This is a genomic window from Mycobacterium sp. (assembly GCF_965230835.1).
GTDB lineage: Bacteria > Actinomycetota > Actinomycetes > Mycobacteriales > Mycobacteriaceae > Mycobacterium.
Map to the genome: position 1 here is coordinate 83,684 of NZ_CBDDLW010000001.1, position 14,054 is coordinate 97,737.

General features: G+C 63.3%; 14 protein-coding genes. 11 read left to right on the forward strand and 3 right to left on the reverse strand.

Annotated features, from left to right (window positions below; genetic code table 11):
- The first annotated feature begins 119 nt into the window (after positions 1–119).
- From ACO07W_RS00375 to pimB, 4 genes are all read left to right on the forward strand, one after another.
- Positions 120–371, forward strand: coding sequence for a hypothetical protein (locus ACO07W_RS00375; RefSeq protein ID WP_421840028.1), 252 nt, complete (start codon positions 120–122; stop codon positions 369–371).
- Positions 372–626: 255 nt separating this feature from the next.
- Positions 627–1,745 carry a peptidoglycan hydrolase RipC gene (ripC, locus tag ACO07W_RS00380; RefSeq protein WP_421840079.1) on the forward strand — a complete coding sequence of 373 codons (1,119 nt, stop codon included), beginning with the start codon at positions 627–629 and terminating at the stop codon, positions 1,743–1,745.
- 119 nt (positions 1,746–1,864) lie between these two features.
- Positions 1,865–2,632 (forward strand): hypothetical protein, encoded by a 768-nt coding sequence (locus ACO07W_RS00385; RefSeq protein WP_421840080.1) that lies wholly within the window; start codon positions 1,865–1,867, stop codon positions 2,630–2,632.
- A gap of 37 nt (positions 2,633–2,669) precedes the next feature.
- The gene (gene pimB, locus ACO07W_RS00390) at positions 2,670–3,839 is read left to right on the forward strand and encodes a GDP-mannose-dependent alpha-(1-6)-phosphatidylinositol monomannoside mannosyltransferase (protein WP_421840029.1); all 1,170 of its coding nucleotides are present in this window, start codon (positions 2,670–2,672) and stop codon (positions 3,837–3,839) included.
- Positions 3,840–3,890: 51 nt separating this feature from the next.
- Here pimB and ACO07W_RS00395 read toward each other — a convergent pair whose 3' ends face one another.
- Positions 3,891–5,690, reverse strand: a complete 1,800-nt coding sequence (locus ACO07W_RS00395; protein WP_421840030.1) for an AMP-dependent synthetase/ligase — start codon at positions 5,688–5,690, stop codon at positions 3,891–3,893.
- Positions 5,691–5,850: 160 nt separating this feature from the next.
- On the opposite strand from ACO07W_RS00395, the gene ACO07W_RS00400 reads away from it, so the two are divergent.
- The 5 genes from ACO07W_RS00400 (at position 5,851) to ACO07W_RS00420 (ending at position 9,239) form a co-directional block, all read left to right on the forward strand.
- Complete coding sequence (locus ACO07W_RS00400) at positions 5,851–6,240, forward strand: polyketide cyclase / dehydrase and lipid transport (protein ID WP_421840031.1); 390 nt, start codon at positions 5,851–5,853, stop codon at positions 6,238–6,240.
- A gap of 103 nt (positions 6,241–6,343) precedes the next feature.
- On the forward strand, positions 6,344–6,781 hold the full coding sequence (locus ACO07W_RS00405) for an SRPBCC family protein (protein ID WP_421840032.1): 438 nt from the start codon (positions 6,344–6,346) through the stop codon (positions 6,779–6,781).
- On the forward strand, positions 6,774–8,036 hold the full coding sequence (locus ACO07W_RS00410; RefSeq protein ID WP_421840081.1) for an ArsA family ATPase: 1,263 nt from the start codon (positions 6,774–6,776) through the stop codon (positions 8,034–8,036). The genes ACO07W_RS00405 and ACO07W_RS00410 overlap by 8 nt, the downstream gene beginning before the upstream one ends.
- Complete coding sequence (locus tag ACO07W_RS00415) at positions 8,033–8,428, forward strand: hypothetical protein (protein WP_421840033.1); 396 nt, start codon at positions 8,033–8,035, stop codon at positions 8,426–8,428. The genes ACO07W_RS00410 and ACO07W_RS00415 overlap by 4 nt, the downstream gene beginning before the upstream one ends.
- Before the next feature lie 79 nt (positions 8,429–8,507).
- Complete coding sequence (locus tag ACO07W_RS00420) at positions 8,508–9,239, forward strand: lysophospholipid acyltransferase family protein (RefSeq protein ID WP_421840034.1); 732 nt, start codon at positions 8,508–8,510, stop codon at positions 9,237–9,239.
- A gap of 17 nt (positions 9,240–9,256) precedes the next feature.
- Here the strand turns inward: ACO07W_RS00420 and ACO07W_RS00425 are convergent, their stop codons facing one another.
- The gene (locus ACO07W_RS00425) at positions 9,257–10,543 is read right to left on the reverse strand and encodes a glycosyltransferase 87 family protein (RefSeq protein ID WP_421840035.1); all 1,287 of its coding nucleotides are present in this window, start codon (positions 10,541–10,543) and stop codon (positions 9,257–9,259) included.
- Positions 10,544–10,654: 111 nt separating this feature from the next.
- On the opposite strand from ACO07W_RS00425, the gene ACO07W_RS00430 reads away from it, so the two are divergent.
- Complete coding sequence (locus ACO07W_RS00430; protein ID WP_421840036.1) at positions 10,655–11,149, forward strand: polyadenylate-specific 3'-exoribonuclease AS; 495 nt, start codon at positions 10,655–10,657, stop codon at positions 11,147–11,149.
- 95 nt (positions 11,150–11,244) lie between these two features.
- Positions 11,245–12,642, forward strand: coding sequence for a class II 3-deoxy-7-phosphoheptulonate synthase (locus ACO07W_RS00435; protein ID WP_421840037.1), 1,398 nt, complete (start codon positions 11,245–11,247; stop codon positions 12,640–12,642).
- Positions 12,643–12,666: 24 nt separating this feature from the next.
- On the opposite strand, the gene ACO07W_RS00440 is transcribed toward ACO07W_RS00435, so the two are convergent.
- Entirely contained in the window at positions 12,667–13,881 is a 1,215-nt protein-coding gene (locus ACO07W_RS00440; RefSeq protein ID WP_421840082.1) for a protein kinase domain-containing protein, read from the reverse strand.
- Between the last annotated feature and the right edge of the window lie 173 nt (positions 13,882–14,054).

A 14,054-nucleotide genomic window follows, 5' to 3' on the forward strand; every position in this document is an offset into this window, starting at 1 on the left:
ACGCTGGTTAGAGCCCAACCTGCTTGCCGGCTGAGTCACGGATTGCTGTCGGTGGCCGCGGTTAGCGTTCAGCGCGACACCACATGGTGTGCGAAAGCTCAACCGAGAGGATCCACTCGATGGCACAAGACAACGGAACCGCTGGCAACCTTGCCTCGGTAACCGGACCGGCCGAGCCGGTGGTGATCGATTGTGACGATTGTGCGGTGCGGGGGCCCGGATGCCGCGATTGTGTCGTGAGTGTGCTGCTCGGGACGCCGGAGACCTTGTTGCACGATGAACGAGCCGCGTTGGAAGTGCTCGCTGATGCCGGATTGGCTCCGCGGCTGCGCCTGGTGCCGCTTCGGCGTGGCCGCTCCGGTGTGGCTTAGTCGTTTGGAAGTCGTTTGGAAGTCGTTTGGAGGCCGTTTATAAACCGCCTGGAACACCCAATCCGAGGTCGCAGCGGTCGCCCTGCGCCGCTCACAATCTTTGGCCAGAAATCTGGCTGTTTTCTTAACGATCTGCTTTGGACAACGCCGAGATCATTTCGTAACCTGTTTGAGATCTGAACCAGCTCGGCCGGTTTGCGCCGATGGCAGTTTAAGGAAACAAAGACTTTGAGGCTTCACCTTGGGTATCCGATCATGCGCGTTGTCATGCGCACCGCCATCGGGACGCTAGCGAGCCTCACCTTGGTTTTATCCGGTTTACTGGCCACCAACGCGGCGGCAGACCCAGCTGACGACGCAACGGCAAAACTGAACGAGTTGTCTCGGCAGGCGGAGCGGACCACCGAAGCTATGCACTCCGCACAGCTCGACCTGAACGACAAGCTGGCCGCCCAGCAAGCCGCGGAAAAAAAGCACGCGGACGATCAGGCTGCGGTGGAGGCCGCCAACACACGCTTGGCTGAATTTCAAGGCACTGTCGATAAGCTTGCGGCCGCCACGTACATGGGTGGGCGCACCGACGGCACGGAAGCCATCCTGACGGCGTCGTCACCGCAGAATCTGATCCAGGGTCTGTCGGTGCAGCGTGTCCTGGCGGCTCAAATGGCGATGCAGATGGCTGACTACCGAGCTGCTGGCGAGCGGGCCGCGAAGGCGGCGCAGGCATCCTCCCAGTCCGCTGCCGAGGCCAAGACCGCGGCCGAGCAGGCTGCCGCCGTGCGGGCGGGCCTGCAGCGGAAGCAGACTCAGCTGCAGGTGCAGATCGCTGTTGTCAAGTCGCAGTATCGTTCGTTGACTCCGGAGCAGCGCACCGCCCTCGCCGATCCGGGACAGGTTCCGCCGCCTGCTGCAATCCCCCCAGCCCCGGCGCCGGAGGTGTCGCCACCAGGTGAACCACCAGCTGACGGGCAAGCCCCCGGTGGGGCTCCGCAACCGGGCGGGTTGCCACCCGCGCCGCCAAATGGCGGGGGCCGGGCAGCTGTTGTTCAGGCTGCGTTGACCCAGGTTGGATCACCCTATGTGTGGGGTGGCGCCGCGCCTGGCGGGTTCGACTGCTCGGGTTTGGTGATGTGGGCCTTTAAGCAAGCCGGTGTTGCACTGCCGCACTCAAGCCAGGCGCTGGCGAACGGCGGACAGCCGGTGGCGCTGTCCGATCTGCAGCCCGGTGATGTCCTGACGTTTTACTCCGATGCGTCGCACGCCGGCATTTACATCGGTGATGGACTCATGATCCACTCTTCGACTTACGGCGTTCCGGTGGGTGTGGTACCGATGAACGCGTCCGGGCCGATCTACGACGCCCGGCGCTACTGACCACGGATAGCTCGGTCCAGCTGCCGCCGTGGCGGCGGTGGCAGCGGTTATCGCTAGTCTGTGTGCTTCTGTGTGAGCTGGTTGCCGCGGCGGTTTTGCAGATCCAGCTGGCAGGCAATATGCGTGCAGCACCTCCCCGGTTGGTGGCTTCAGACGCTGCCACCCCAGCGACACGGCTGGCTGTCGGCAACCGTACTGTCCGCCTGGTCAGCCTTGGAGGTCGCCGAACCGACCGTTTGTTGTCCCGAGTCGCGGCGAACGTCGGTGCCGCTGTTGACGACGTCGTGGCTTTCTGGGGAGCCGGATGGTCGAAAGACATCTCGGTGGTGGCCGCAGGCTCGGACAAACAGTTTCGTGCGGCCGCGGGAGGAGGCGCGGCGTCGCAATGGGCGGACATCGCGGCGGTGACCGTGGCCGACTATGTCGATCCCGTTAACCGGGTGCTGGTCGGGCAACGTATCGTCTTCGCCCCGGGCGCGGTCACAATGAGTACCGCCGCGCTGCGAATAGTCCTGACTCACGAACTTTTTCACTATGCCGCGCGGGCCGACACCGTCGCAGATGCGCCTCGATGGTTGACTGAGGGAGTAGCCGATTTTGTTGCCCGCCCAAACGTCGCAGTGCCCGCCGAAGCGACGTCTGTCGTGGAGCGGCTACCGTCGGACACCGACTTGGACACACCGGGGCCACGGCGTTCGGTCGCCTATGACCGTGCCTGGTGGTTTGCTCGTTTCATCGCGGCCAGCTACGGTCCCGCCACGTTGCGAACGCTCTACCTGGCTGCGTGCGGTGTCGGACACGCCGACTTGCCCACTGCCTTCCGTACGGTGCTTGGGGCCGACTCAGCCGGCTTGCTCGCGCGCTGGCGACATTGGGCGACCCGCTAGTGCATGTGCCTAACCTGTACCGGCTAGATTGGCGCGGGTGAGCCGGGTCCTGCTGGTAACCAACGATTTCCCGCCCCGCCGCGGTGGTATCCAGTCCTACCTAGGCGAGTTCGTTTCCCGATTGGTGCAATCCGGATCGCACGCTGTGACAGTCTACGCGCCACAGTGGAAGAGCGCGGACGCCTTCGACGAGGAAGCCTGCGCGCAGGGCTATCAGGTGGTGCGACACCCGGGCACATTGATGCTGCCCGGTCCGACAGTCGATGGGCGGATGCGCCGGCTGATTGCCGAGCATGACATTGACACCGTCTGGTTCGGGGCGGCAGCGCCACTGGCCTTGCTTGCGTCGCGGGCACGGAAAGCCGGCGCGACTCGGGTGCTGGCCAGCACACACGGCCACGAAGTGGGCTGGTCGATGCTGCCAGCAGCGAGGTCGGTGCTGCGTCGTATCGGTGACAGCACGGATACCGTGACGTTTGTCAGCCACTACACCCGGTCCCGATTTGCCTCCGCTCTTGGCCCCGCGGCATCGCTGGAATACTTGCCTTCCGGGGTCGACACCGAGCGGTTCCGTCCCGATCCCGCCGCTCGCCAGACGCTGCGTGAACGCTATCGGCTGGGCGAGCGCCCCACGGTGGTGTGCCTGTCCCGGCTGGTTCCGCGCAAAGGCCAGGACATGCTGATCAAGGCGTTGCCGTCGATTCGTCGTCGTGTTGATGGAGCGGTTCTGGTTCTCGTAGGCGGCGGTCCCTATCGGGACAAACTGCGCAGACTGGCCCAGGACTGCGGGGTGGCCGACGCTGTGACATTCGCCGGCAGCGTGGCTGCCGACGAGCTACCTGCTCACCATGCACTCGCCGACGTATTTGCGATGCCTTGTCGCACACGGGGCGGCGGAATGGACGTCGAAGGTCTAGGCATCGTGTTTCTGGAAGCCTCGGCCACCGGTGTGCCGGTGATCGCCGGCGAATCTGGCGGTGCACCGGAAACGGTGCAGCACAACAAGACCGGGGTGGTGGTGGACGGCACCTCGGTGGGCGAGATCGCCCGTGCGGTTACCCAATTGCTGACCGATCGCGACCGTGCTGCTGCAATGGGTGCCGCGGGGCGGGACTGGGTGACTACCGATTGGTGTTGGGAGACGCTGGCCGCGCGGTTGGCGGACCTGCTACGCGGCGCGCCGCCCAATGTCGAGCCGCCGCGCTAAGCCCCCGATGCACTGCGCAGCACACCACGCAGGTGCCGGGTGTGTTACCCGTTAATCGCTGTAGATCGCTTCGATGTCCGAGGCGAACTTCTTGACCACCACATTGCGCTTGACCTTCAGGGTCGGCGTCAGCTCGCCGGTGTTTTCAGTGAAGTCAACAGGCAGAATGCGGAATTTGCGGATCGATTCGGCATGCGACACCGCCAAGTTTGCCTGCTTAACGGCTGCGTCCAGCTCGGTGACCAGGTCCGGATCGGTGGCGAGATCGCCGACCGAGGCATCAGCTGGCTTGCCGCCGCGCTGCTTCCAGCCGTCGAAGGCTTCGGGATCGATGGTGATCAGGGCGCCGATGAACGGCTTGGCGTCCCCGACCACAACCGCTTGGCTGATCAGCGGGTGTGCTCGCAGCTGATCCTCGAGCACCGCCGGGGCGACGTTTTTCCCCGCTGCGGTCACGATGAGTTCTTTTTTGCGCCCGGTAATGGTTAAGAATCCGTCTTCGTCGACTGAGCCGAGGTCGCCGGTCTTGAACCAGCTGTCAGTGAACGCTTCGTTGGTTGCCTGCTCGTTGCGCCAATAACCGCTGAATACGACGCCACCGCGTACCAACAGCTCTTTGTCGTCGGCCAGGCGCAGACTGTTGCCGGGCACCAGTGTTCCTACCGTGCCGATCTTCAGGTCGCCGACCTGGTTGGCCGTGATAGCTCCACTGGTCTCAGTTAGGCCGTAGCCTTCGTAGATCGTCAAGCCGACACCGCGGTAGAAGTGGCCCAATCGCGCTCCAAGCGGAGCGCCACCCGAGACGGCCGCGTGGCAGTCGCCGCCGAGCGCCGCGCGCAGCCTGTGGTAGACCAGCCGGTCGAAAAGAGCATGCTTGGCGCGCAGCAACAATCCCGGTTGGCCATCGTCCTGCGCTTGGCTCCAGTCGATGGCAGTTTGCACGGCGCTGGCGAAAATCCGACCTTTGCCGTCGTTGGCGGCGTTCTGCTCAGCGGTGTTGTATACCTTCTCGAAAACCCGCGGCACCGACACCACGATCGTCGGTTTGAATTCTGCGAACAAGGGCAGCAGGTTCTTGATGTCGCTGGTGAATCCGACGGTCACTTTGTTGGTGAACGCCGATAAAGTCACCGCCCGGGCCAGGACGTGGGCTAGTGGCAGGAAAACCAGTAGCCGCTGACCGCGGCACAGCAACGTTGGGAAGCGCTCGTGGGTGCCCTCGATCTCGTGGAGCAAGTTGGAGTGGGTGAGTTGGCAGCCTTTCGGGTTTCCGGTGGTGCCGGAGGTGTAGATAAGCGTCGCCGGGTCGTCGGAACGCAGCGCCTGCAGTCGGGTGGTCAGCACGCCAGGGTCGACCGATGCGCCGGCTGCGGCCAGTTCGTCGAGGGCCTTTGGCCCTGAACCGTTGATCCGCAGCACCTGGCGTAATTCGGGCAGTTCGCCGGTTAGTTCGGTCACTGTCGCCGCGTGCCCATCGGTTTCTGCGAATACCAACACCGCTGCGGAGTTCTGCAGCACCCAGCGCACTTGCTCGGCCGACGACGTCTCGTAAATCGGCACGGTGATCGCGCCCACGGAGAGGATCGCGAAGTCGAGGATTGCCCACTCGTAGCGGGTGGCCGAAAAAATCGAGACCCGGTCGCCGGCCTGCACTCCTAGGGAAATCAAACCTAGTGCGGTTGAGCGAATCTGGCTGGCCGCTTCCGCGCACGTCACATCGATCCAGGCGCCATCGACTTGGCGCCGATAGATGACAAAGTCTGGGTCATCGCGCTCGTGTTCGAATACTGTGGCCGCGATGTTGTCGTGCTCGGCGATGGAAAAGTGGGCAGGTGCACTGTACTGACTCACTCTATTGACCTCGCTTGAGCTAAGTAGGACGTCGCGTGACGCTTCTCGGTGCTGGTCTTCCACGGCACAGCCTAATCTGGGTATTCCCGCAGAGGGGCTTCGGCTTGCCGACTGGCGGGCGCCTGAGCTGAGGGCGGATGGGCTGTGTGAAGCTGGGGCAATGAACAGCATCCAGATTGCCGACGAGACATACGTAGCCGCCGACGGTGTGCACGTCGGAGCCGCGATAAGCGATTGTTCGAGCTGGTCCCGCTGGTGGCCCGATCTGAGGCTGCAAGTCACCGAGGACCGGGCGGACAAGGGAATCAGGTGGACGGTGGCCGGTGCGTTGACCGGAACGATGGAGGTCTGGCTGGAGCCGTCGTTAGACGGGGTGGTGCTGCACTATTTCCTCCATGCCGAACCGACCGGTGCCACGGCTGCGCAGCTGGCCCGAATGAATCTGGCCAGAATGACACACAAGCGTCGGGTCGCGGGCAAAAAAATGGCGTTTGAGGTGAAGTCGACGTTGGAGAGGTCGCGCCCGATCGGGGTTTGTCCGGTAGTTTAACCCGCGTCTAGATTCCGCGTGAGAGAGTACCGTTTCGGCTTGGATGCGGGGTGCTCACGGAGGTTCCTGGGGTCGGCCCTGGTGCGGGGAAGGAAGTGGCTAGGTGGCGGAGAAGACAACGCAGACGATCTACGTTGATGCGGATCCAAGCACTGTGTTGAAGGTGATCGCCGATATAGACACCTACCCAGACTGGATCTCGGAATACAAGGAAGCCGAAGTCCAGGAAAGAGGCGCCGACGGCTATCCGAAGATCGTACGATTCGTGATGGACGCTGGCGTGATCAAAGACACCTTGGTGATGTCTTACGAGTGGCCGGCAGATCGCCAATCGTTAAGCTGGACCTTGGTTTCCAGCTCGCTGCTGAGGTCCCTCGAAGGGACATATCGCTTGGCCGCCGAAGGTTCTGGCACCAAGGTAACCTACGAACTCTCCGTTGACCTTGTCATCCCGATGATCGGGATGCTTAAACGCAAAGCTGAACGAAGGTTGACAGACGGCGCTTTGAAGGATCTGAAGAAACGAGTCGAGGCTGAGTGAGTCCGTTGCGCCTACCCCGGCCCAGATCAGTCTGTTTGTTGGCAAAGGCGGGGTAGGAAAGTCGACCCTGGCGTCTGCCAGTGCGGTTTGTGATGCGAGCGCCGGTCGGCGAGTGCTGCTGGTCTCCACCGACCAGGCGCACTCGCTGGGCGATGTGCTTGGTGTTGCCGTCCCGCCGACCGGCCAGGGTGATCCCGTGCGCGTGCTCTCCGACGACCCGGCCGCCGGCGGCGGTTTTGTCGACGCGCTGGCGCTGGATACCCTAGCGCTGCTTGAGCAGCGGTGGCGTGCGGTCGTGGATACCCTAGGCCTCCATTTTCCCGAATCCGAGTTGAGTAGCCTCGCTCCCGAAGAACTTTCGGCGCTGCCCGGGATTCAGGAAGTTCTCGGCCTGCACGCGGTCAGCCAGCTCGCGGCGGCCGGGCGCTGGGATCGCGTCGTGGTTGACTGTGCCTCGACTGCCGATGCGCTTCGTATGTTGACCCTGCCCGCCACATTCGGGCTGTATGTGGAGCGGGCCTGGCCGCGGCATCGGCGGCTGAGCATCGCGGCTGACGACGCCAGGCTGGTCGCATTGGCGGAACTGCTTGAGCGAACCAGCGCGAGCGTCGACCGACTCAACGCATTGCTGACCGACGGCGAGCTGGTGAGTGCGCACCTGGTGCTCACTCCGGAGCGGGTGGTGGCCGCTGAGGCGGCCCGGACGCTAGGCGCGCTGGCGTTGATGGGAGTGCGGGTCGAGGAGTTGCTCGTTAATCAGGTTCTCGTGCGGGACGAGGCGTACGAGTACCGCAGTCTGCCGGACCATCCGGCGTTCTCCTGGTACGCCGAACGTATCTCCGAGCAATGTGCCGTCCTTGCCGAACTCGACACCACCATCGGTGATGTTGCGTTGGTGCTGGTTCCGCACCTGTCCGGGGAACCGATTGGCCCCAAGGCGTTGAGTGGCCTGCTTGACAGCGCTCGTCGCCGTCGTGGCGCCGCGCCACCGGGCCCACTACGCCCTATTGTGGACTTGGAGTCCGGGTCAGGTCTCGGATCGGTGTATCGACTGCGGCTGGCGTTGCCTCAGGTTGACGCAGGAGCGCTGACTCTGGGCCGGGCCGACGACGACCTTGTCATCAGCGCTGGCGCGATGCGGCGCAGAGTTAAGTTGGCGTCCGTGCTGCGGAGGTGCACAGTGCTGGATGCGCATCTGCGAGGTAGTGAGCTGACAGTTCGTTTTCGACCAGATCCGGAGGTGTGGCCGAAGTGAGTGGGGCTCATGCCGACGTGGGTCCGGAGCTACGCAGGCTTGCACAGGCAATCCTGGATGGAATCGATCCAGCGGTACGGGCGGCGGCCGCAATGGCGTCAGGCGTTGGATCGGCCGGTGACAACGGCCCCGGCAAGTGCCAGCAAGTGTGGTGTCCGTTGTGTGCGTTGGCCGCGGTGGTGAGCGGTGAGCAGCACCCGCTGCTGACCGTCATCGCTGACCATAGCGTTGCTTTGCTGGAGGTAATCCGAGCCATAGTCGACGACATCGACCGATCGCCGAAACCTCCACCCGATGGCCCAGCCGGAGACGGTCTTAGCGCTGAGAACAGCCCCGGCAGTGGCCCTGTGAAGACGCGCTACCAGGCCATTCCCGTTACCCTCGAGGAGTAATGCCGGGTCGTTGTCCCGCGGAGGTGGTCGCCACCCACTGCAGGTGGGTAAAGTTGGCGCAGACGCGAGAGGGAGGGTCATGTGGTACTGGCTATTCAAGTACATTCTGATGGGCCCGCTGTTTACTTTGCTCGGTCGGCCGAAAGTTGAAGGACTAGAACACATCCCGAGTTCGGGGCCGGCGATACTCGCAAGTAATCACCTAGCGGTGGCAGATAGCTTTTATCTTCCCTTGGTGGTGCGGCGCAGGATTTGGTTCCTGGCGAAGGCGGAATATTTCAACGGCACCGGGCTAAAGGGCTGGATCAACCGCTGGTTCTACAGCGTGTCTGGGCAGGTGCCCATCGACAGAGCCAACGCCGATGCCGCGCAAGCCGCGCTGGAATCGGCGCAGGGATTGTTGGGTCAGGGCCGGCTGCTAGGCATGTACCCCGAGGGCACCCGCTCGCCTGACGGTCGACTCTACAAAGGCAAGACTGGGTTGGCCCGCCTAGCCCTACACACCGGGGTTCCGGTGATTCCGGTAGCAATGATCGGCACCGATGTCGTGAATCCCCCCGGTCGCAAGATGTTGCGGTTCGGCCGTGTCACCGTACGTTTCGGTGCGCCGATGGACTTCTCGCGTTTTGAGGGGTTGGCCGGCAACCACTTCATAGAGCGGGCTGTCACCGACGAAGTGATCTACGAGTTGATGGGGCTTTCGGGCCAAGAGTACGTCGACATATACGCGGCCAGCGTCAAGGGCAGCAGCGCCGGTGCTGATGCCGGTTCCAAGGATGCAGCGCGGATCCCCGAGACTGCAGCTGGTTAACTCCGGTTTCTCAAGGGTCAGCCGACCGTCGACATCGGGGTCGATGTGTCGGCGGTCGGCTGTTGCGCCGTGATCCGGGTGGCGACGCTGAATCCGGCCGTGGCGATGACGGCAAGCGCCCACCAGACATAGGACATCCCGGCAAGTTGACGCCACCAAGCCGCGGCTGTCTCGTGGTGTTGGGGGAGCAGGTCGATCGGCGTCCATTTCATTAGTGCGACACCGGCGGCGCTGACCAGGGCCAGCGCAAGATTGCGGCGACGAAAGCCGATAACGCCGGTCACCAACACCGCAGGTAGCATCCACACCCAATGGTGGGACCATGAAACCGGCGAAACCACCAAGCCGAACAATGCTACGCATATCACGGCCAGGGTCGGTTCTTCGGCAGTCAGCACTCGTCGCATCGCCCATACGGTGGCTGCGAGCACGAGTAGCGACGCAGCCACCCAGAGCAGGAAGCGTTCATGTTCCCCGATCGCCAGGAGCCGGGCGAGCGCACCCATGATGTTCTGGTCGGTGTTCAAGGCAGCGCTGCCGATTCGATCGGTGTGGAGCACCGTGTGAGTCCAGTACTCCCACGAATCCGACCCGGCCAGGACGAAGCCAATCAGCGTTGCGCCCGAGAAGGACGCCACCGCGGTCCCGGCGGCTCGGTTGTCTCGACGCAGTAGGAAGTAGAGCAGAAACACCGCCGGAGTGAGTTTGAGGGCTATGCCGAGACCCAGCGCCAAGCCCCGTGGCCACCGAGTGTGACGCGGGAAGCAATCGACGATCACCAGGGTCATCAGCACAACGTTGATCTGGCCGAAAGCAAAGTTCGAGCTGATCGGCTCAAGCCATACTGCGGCCGGCGCCACTATCGCCACGGTCAGCCATGACCGGCGTAGCCAAGCTGGTCCGGGCAGCAACGTCGAGCTGGGCCAAACATCGAGGCGGGTTAGCACGATCATGGTCGACAGGAGCAGCAGCACCAAAGTCAGCAGTGTGATTGCGATGCTTGCGGCTGGCATCTGTAACCATGCGAACGGGCTGAACACCACGGCAGCCAGCGGGGGATAGGTGAACGGCAAGTTCAGCCCGATGGGCGTGTGAAACAGTACGTCTCCGCTGTACAACGGACGCCCGTCCAGCCACGCTTGACCGCCCATCTGGTAGATGTCGATATCGATACGGTAGGGCGTGTGCCCGAACAATCTCCAAGCCGTGTAACCCAGCGCCGCAGCGGCGAGCAGCCAGAGCAGGCACCATAACAAAACCGGCCCGCGTGGACTGCCGAAGCCGGGCGACTGCGATCTACTCATGTCGCACACAGCCTAATCGGTGCCCGGCGATGTCACCTGTATGCAGCTCGGTTCGGCCGATTGGGTGGCGTGTTGGGCCCACCGGATACGGCTGGCCGATAGGCTGCGGCGGTGCGGTACTTCTACGACACCGAGTTCATTGAGGACGGCCGCACTATCGAACTGATCTCCATCGGTGTGGTAGCCGAGGACGGTCGCGAGTACTACGCGGTGTCCACTGAATTCGATCCTGAACGTGCTGGTAGCTGGGTGCGAGCCAACGTGTTGCCTAAACTGCCGCCACCGGCCTCACAGTTGTGGCGCTCGCGCAGTCAGATCCGGGCGGACCTGGAGGAATTTTTTGACGTCTCGGGTTCCGATCCCATCGAGTTGTGGGCTTGGGTGGGGGCCTATGACCACGTGGTCTTGTGTCAGCTTTGGGGGCCGATGACGGGCCTGCCGCCGGCGTTGCCCCGCTTCACTCGAGAATTGCGGCAATTGTGGGAAGACTCCGGCTGTCCGCGGATGCCGCCGCGGCCGCGCGACGTACACGACGCGTTGGTCGATGCTCGCGACCAGCTACGCCGATACCGGCTCATTACATCCGCAGACACTGTGGGTCGCTGAGGTGGCAGACAATCAGTTCCCGCCGGAAGGTGTGGCTGAGTTGACGTATCGTTCGCCCCAATTAGCCGATCGTGCGGCCCAGTTACCATGGACCGATGAATTGGACCGTCGACATTCCGATCGACCAGCTGCCGTCGTTGCCGCCGCTGCCGGCCGATTTGCGGGCCCGGCTGGACGCCGCGCTGGCCAAGCCAGCCGCCCAGCAGCCCAGCTGGCCTGCCGACCAAGCGTTGGCGATGCGCACGGTCTTGGAGAGTGTGCCGCCGGTTACGGTGCCGTCGGAGATCATCCGGTTGCAGGAACAGCTAGCCCAGGTCGCCAAAGGTGAGGCGTTCCTGCTGCAGGGCGGCGACTGCGCGGAGACGTTCACTGACAACACAGAGCCCCACATTCGGGGGAATATCCGCACCCTGCTGCAGATGGCTGTAGTGCTGACCTACGGGTCCAGCTTGCCGGTGGTGAAGGTAGCCCGTATCGCGGGTCAGTATGCCAAACCCCGGTCGGCAGATATCGACGCGTTGGGGCTGAGGTCTTATCGCGGCGACATGATCAATGGTTTTGTTCCGGACGCCGAGGCGCGTGAGCACGACCCGTCCCGGCTGGTGCGGGCCTACGCCAACGCCAGCGCCGCGATGAACTTGGTGCGGGCGTTGACGTCGTCGGGCCTGGCATCATTGCACCTGGTCCACGACTGGAACCGGGAATTCGTCCGAACGTCTCCGGCGGGCGCGCGCTACGAGGCGCTGGCCACCGAGATCGACCGCGGGTTGCGGTTCATGAGCGCCTGCGGAGTGGCGGACCGCAACCTGCAGACGGCCGAAATCTATGCTAGCCATGAGGCTTTGGTGCTCGACTACGAGCGCTCCATGCTGCGATTGACGGATGGATCCGATAGTGAAGCAGGGCAACCGCAGCTCTACGACCTCTCGGCGCACACCGTCTGGATCGGCGAGCGGACCCGTCAACTCGACGGCGCACATATTGCGTTCGCCGAGGTTATCGCTAACCCAATTGGTGTCAAGATCGGTCCAACGATTACTCCGGAAGCGGCTGTCGAGTACGTCGAGCGGCTTGACCCGCACAACAAGCCGGGCCGGTTGACGTTGGTGAGCAGGCTGGGTAACAACAAGGTGCGCGATCTGTTGCCGCCCATCGTCGAGAAGGTCCAGGCCACCGGTCACCAGGTGATCTGGCAGTGCGACCCGATGCATGGCAACACTCACGAATCATCCAATGGGTACAAAACCCGGCACTTCGATCGCATCGTCGATGAGGTGCAAGGTTTCTTCGAAGTGCATCGTGCTTTGGGGAGTCATCCGGGGGGTATTCATCTCGAGATCACCGGTGAGAACGTCACGGAATGTCTCGGTGGCGCACAAGACATTTCTGACACCGATCTGGCCGGCCGCTATGAGACGGCATGCGATCCGCGGCTGAACACGCAGCAGTCGCTCGAGTTGGCGTTCTTGGTCGCGGAGATGCTGCGCGACTAGTTCCCACCGTTTCTTTGTCGACCGCTACAGCAGTCCGCTCAGATTGTTTCCGATCGTCCATGCAGCGGTCGCGACCAGCCCGGTGACTGCCAGCACGACCGCAACCCAGATGAGTACCATGCGCCGGGCGTGCTGTCGTGCCCAGACGAACTCGTCCATGGCGATGCCGGCGAATTGGCCCGACACCGGCTCGTATTCATATTCGTCGGGTGGTTCTTCGCAGTCAGCCGGTCGAGTTTGCTCAGCCCAGTCCCCGGGGCCGCGAGTCAGTTGCCGGGTGGGATGGTGAGGTGGTTGGGGGGAAGGCGGATGCGGCTGCGCCGCCGCGGTGCGGGGGTCGGTGACACGGCTATGGTGTAGCTCAGCCGACCGGTGCTGGGCGGAGTCCTGTGGCGCCGGCACCTGGAAGTATGGCAGCGCGAGTTCTTCTGCGATCTCGTCCAAATCGGCGCCCATCTCGACCGCGTCGGCGTATCGGTCTGCGGGGTCGAGTGCGGTCGCGCGCGCCACGAATTCATCGAACTGTATTGGCACACCCTCGATTTCAGTGCTGGGGGGAGGCACTTCGGTGTCAAGGCGTTGATAGGCGATCGATAACGCGGAGTCGCCGGTGAACGGTGTGCCACCGGTCAGCAGCTCGTAAGTGAGAATCCCGGTGGAGTAGACATCGCTGCGTGGGCTGGCGGACCCGTCGCGGACCTGCTCTGGCGATAGGTAAGCCGCGGTACCCAGAATGACACTGGTGGAGGTGATTCCGGCCGCGGCAACGGCGCGCACCAACCCGAAATCTGCGATCTTGACGTCGCCGTCGTCGGAGATCAGGACGTTCTCCGGCTTGACATCGCGATGCACCAGGCCAGCACGATGGGCGGCGGCGAGCCCGCCCAGCACGGGGCGAAGCACCGCCACCACAGCATGCGGTGGCATGGGACCGCGTTCGGCCAGCAGCTCGCGTAGGGTGCCGCCTTCGATCAGCTCCATCACCAGAAACGGGTGGCGGGCATCGAGGCCTTGATCGTAGACGGCGACCAGACCGGAATGCTTCAGGCGGGCGACCGTACGAGCCTCCCGTTGAAACCGGGTCAGGAATTGCTGATCACCGGCGTAGCGTGAGTCCATCACCTTCAGCGCGACTGGGCGGTCCAGCCGGACGTCTAAGCCGCGGTAGACTGTCGAAGTACCGCCGCTGGCTATCCTGGCCTGAACGAGATAACGGTCATCCAACAAAGTACCGTCCAACGGGTCGGCTGTGCTGACTTCAGCGCGTCGACGATTCGGGCCAGCATGGCCCGAGGTGGGGGCACCTCCCGCTTGCGGGGGAGAGCCGGGCAATTCGGCTCCGGTCACGGGCTAATGGTAGGTGGTATCGGCCGCTAGAACTGTGCGCAAGGCGCATGCCGGGCCGTGTCTAG

Bases quoted from the DNA above. Each gene is read 5' to 3' on its own strand.
- ACO07W_RS00375 (WP_421840028.1), top strand. From the start codon at position 120: ATGGCACAAGACAACGGAACCGCTGGCAACCTTGCCTCGGTAACCGGA.
- ripC (WP_421840079.1), top strand. From the start codon at position 627: ATGCGCGTTGTCATGCGCACCGCCATCGGGACGCTAGCGAGCCTCACC.
- ACO07W_RS00385 (WP_421840080.1), top strand. From the start codon at position 1,865: ATGCGTGCAGCACCTCCCCGGTTGGTGGCTTCAGACGCTGCCACCCCA.
- ACO07W_RS00400 (WP_421840031.1), top strand. From the start codon at position 5,851: ATGAACAGCATCCAGATTGCCGACGAGACATACGTAGCCGCCGACGGT.
- ACO07W_RS00420 (WP_421840034.1), top strand. From the start codon at position 8,508: ATGTGGTACTGGCTATTCAAGTACATTCTGATGGGCCCGCTGTTTACT.
- ACO07W_RS00425 (WP_421840035.1), bottom strand. From the start codon at position 10,543: ATGAGTAGATCGCAGTCGCCCGGCTTCGGCAGTCCACGCGGGCCGGTT.
- ACO07W_RS00435 (WP_421840037.1), top strand. From the start codon at position 11,245: ATGAATTGGACCGTCGACATTCCGATCGACCAGCTGCCGTCGTTGCCG.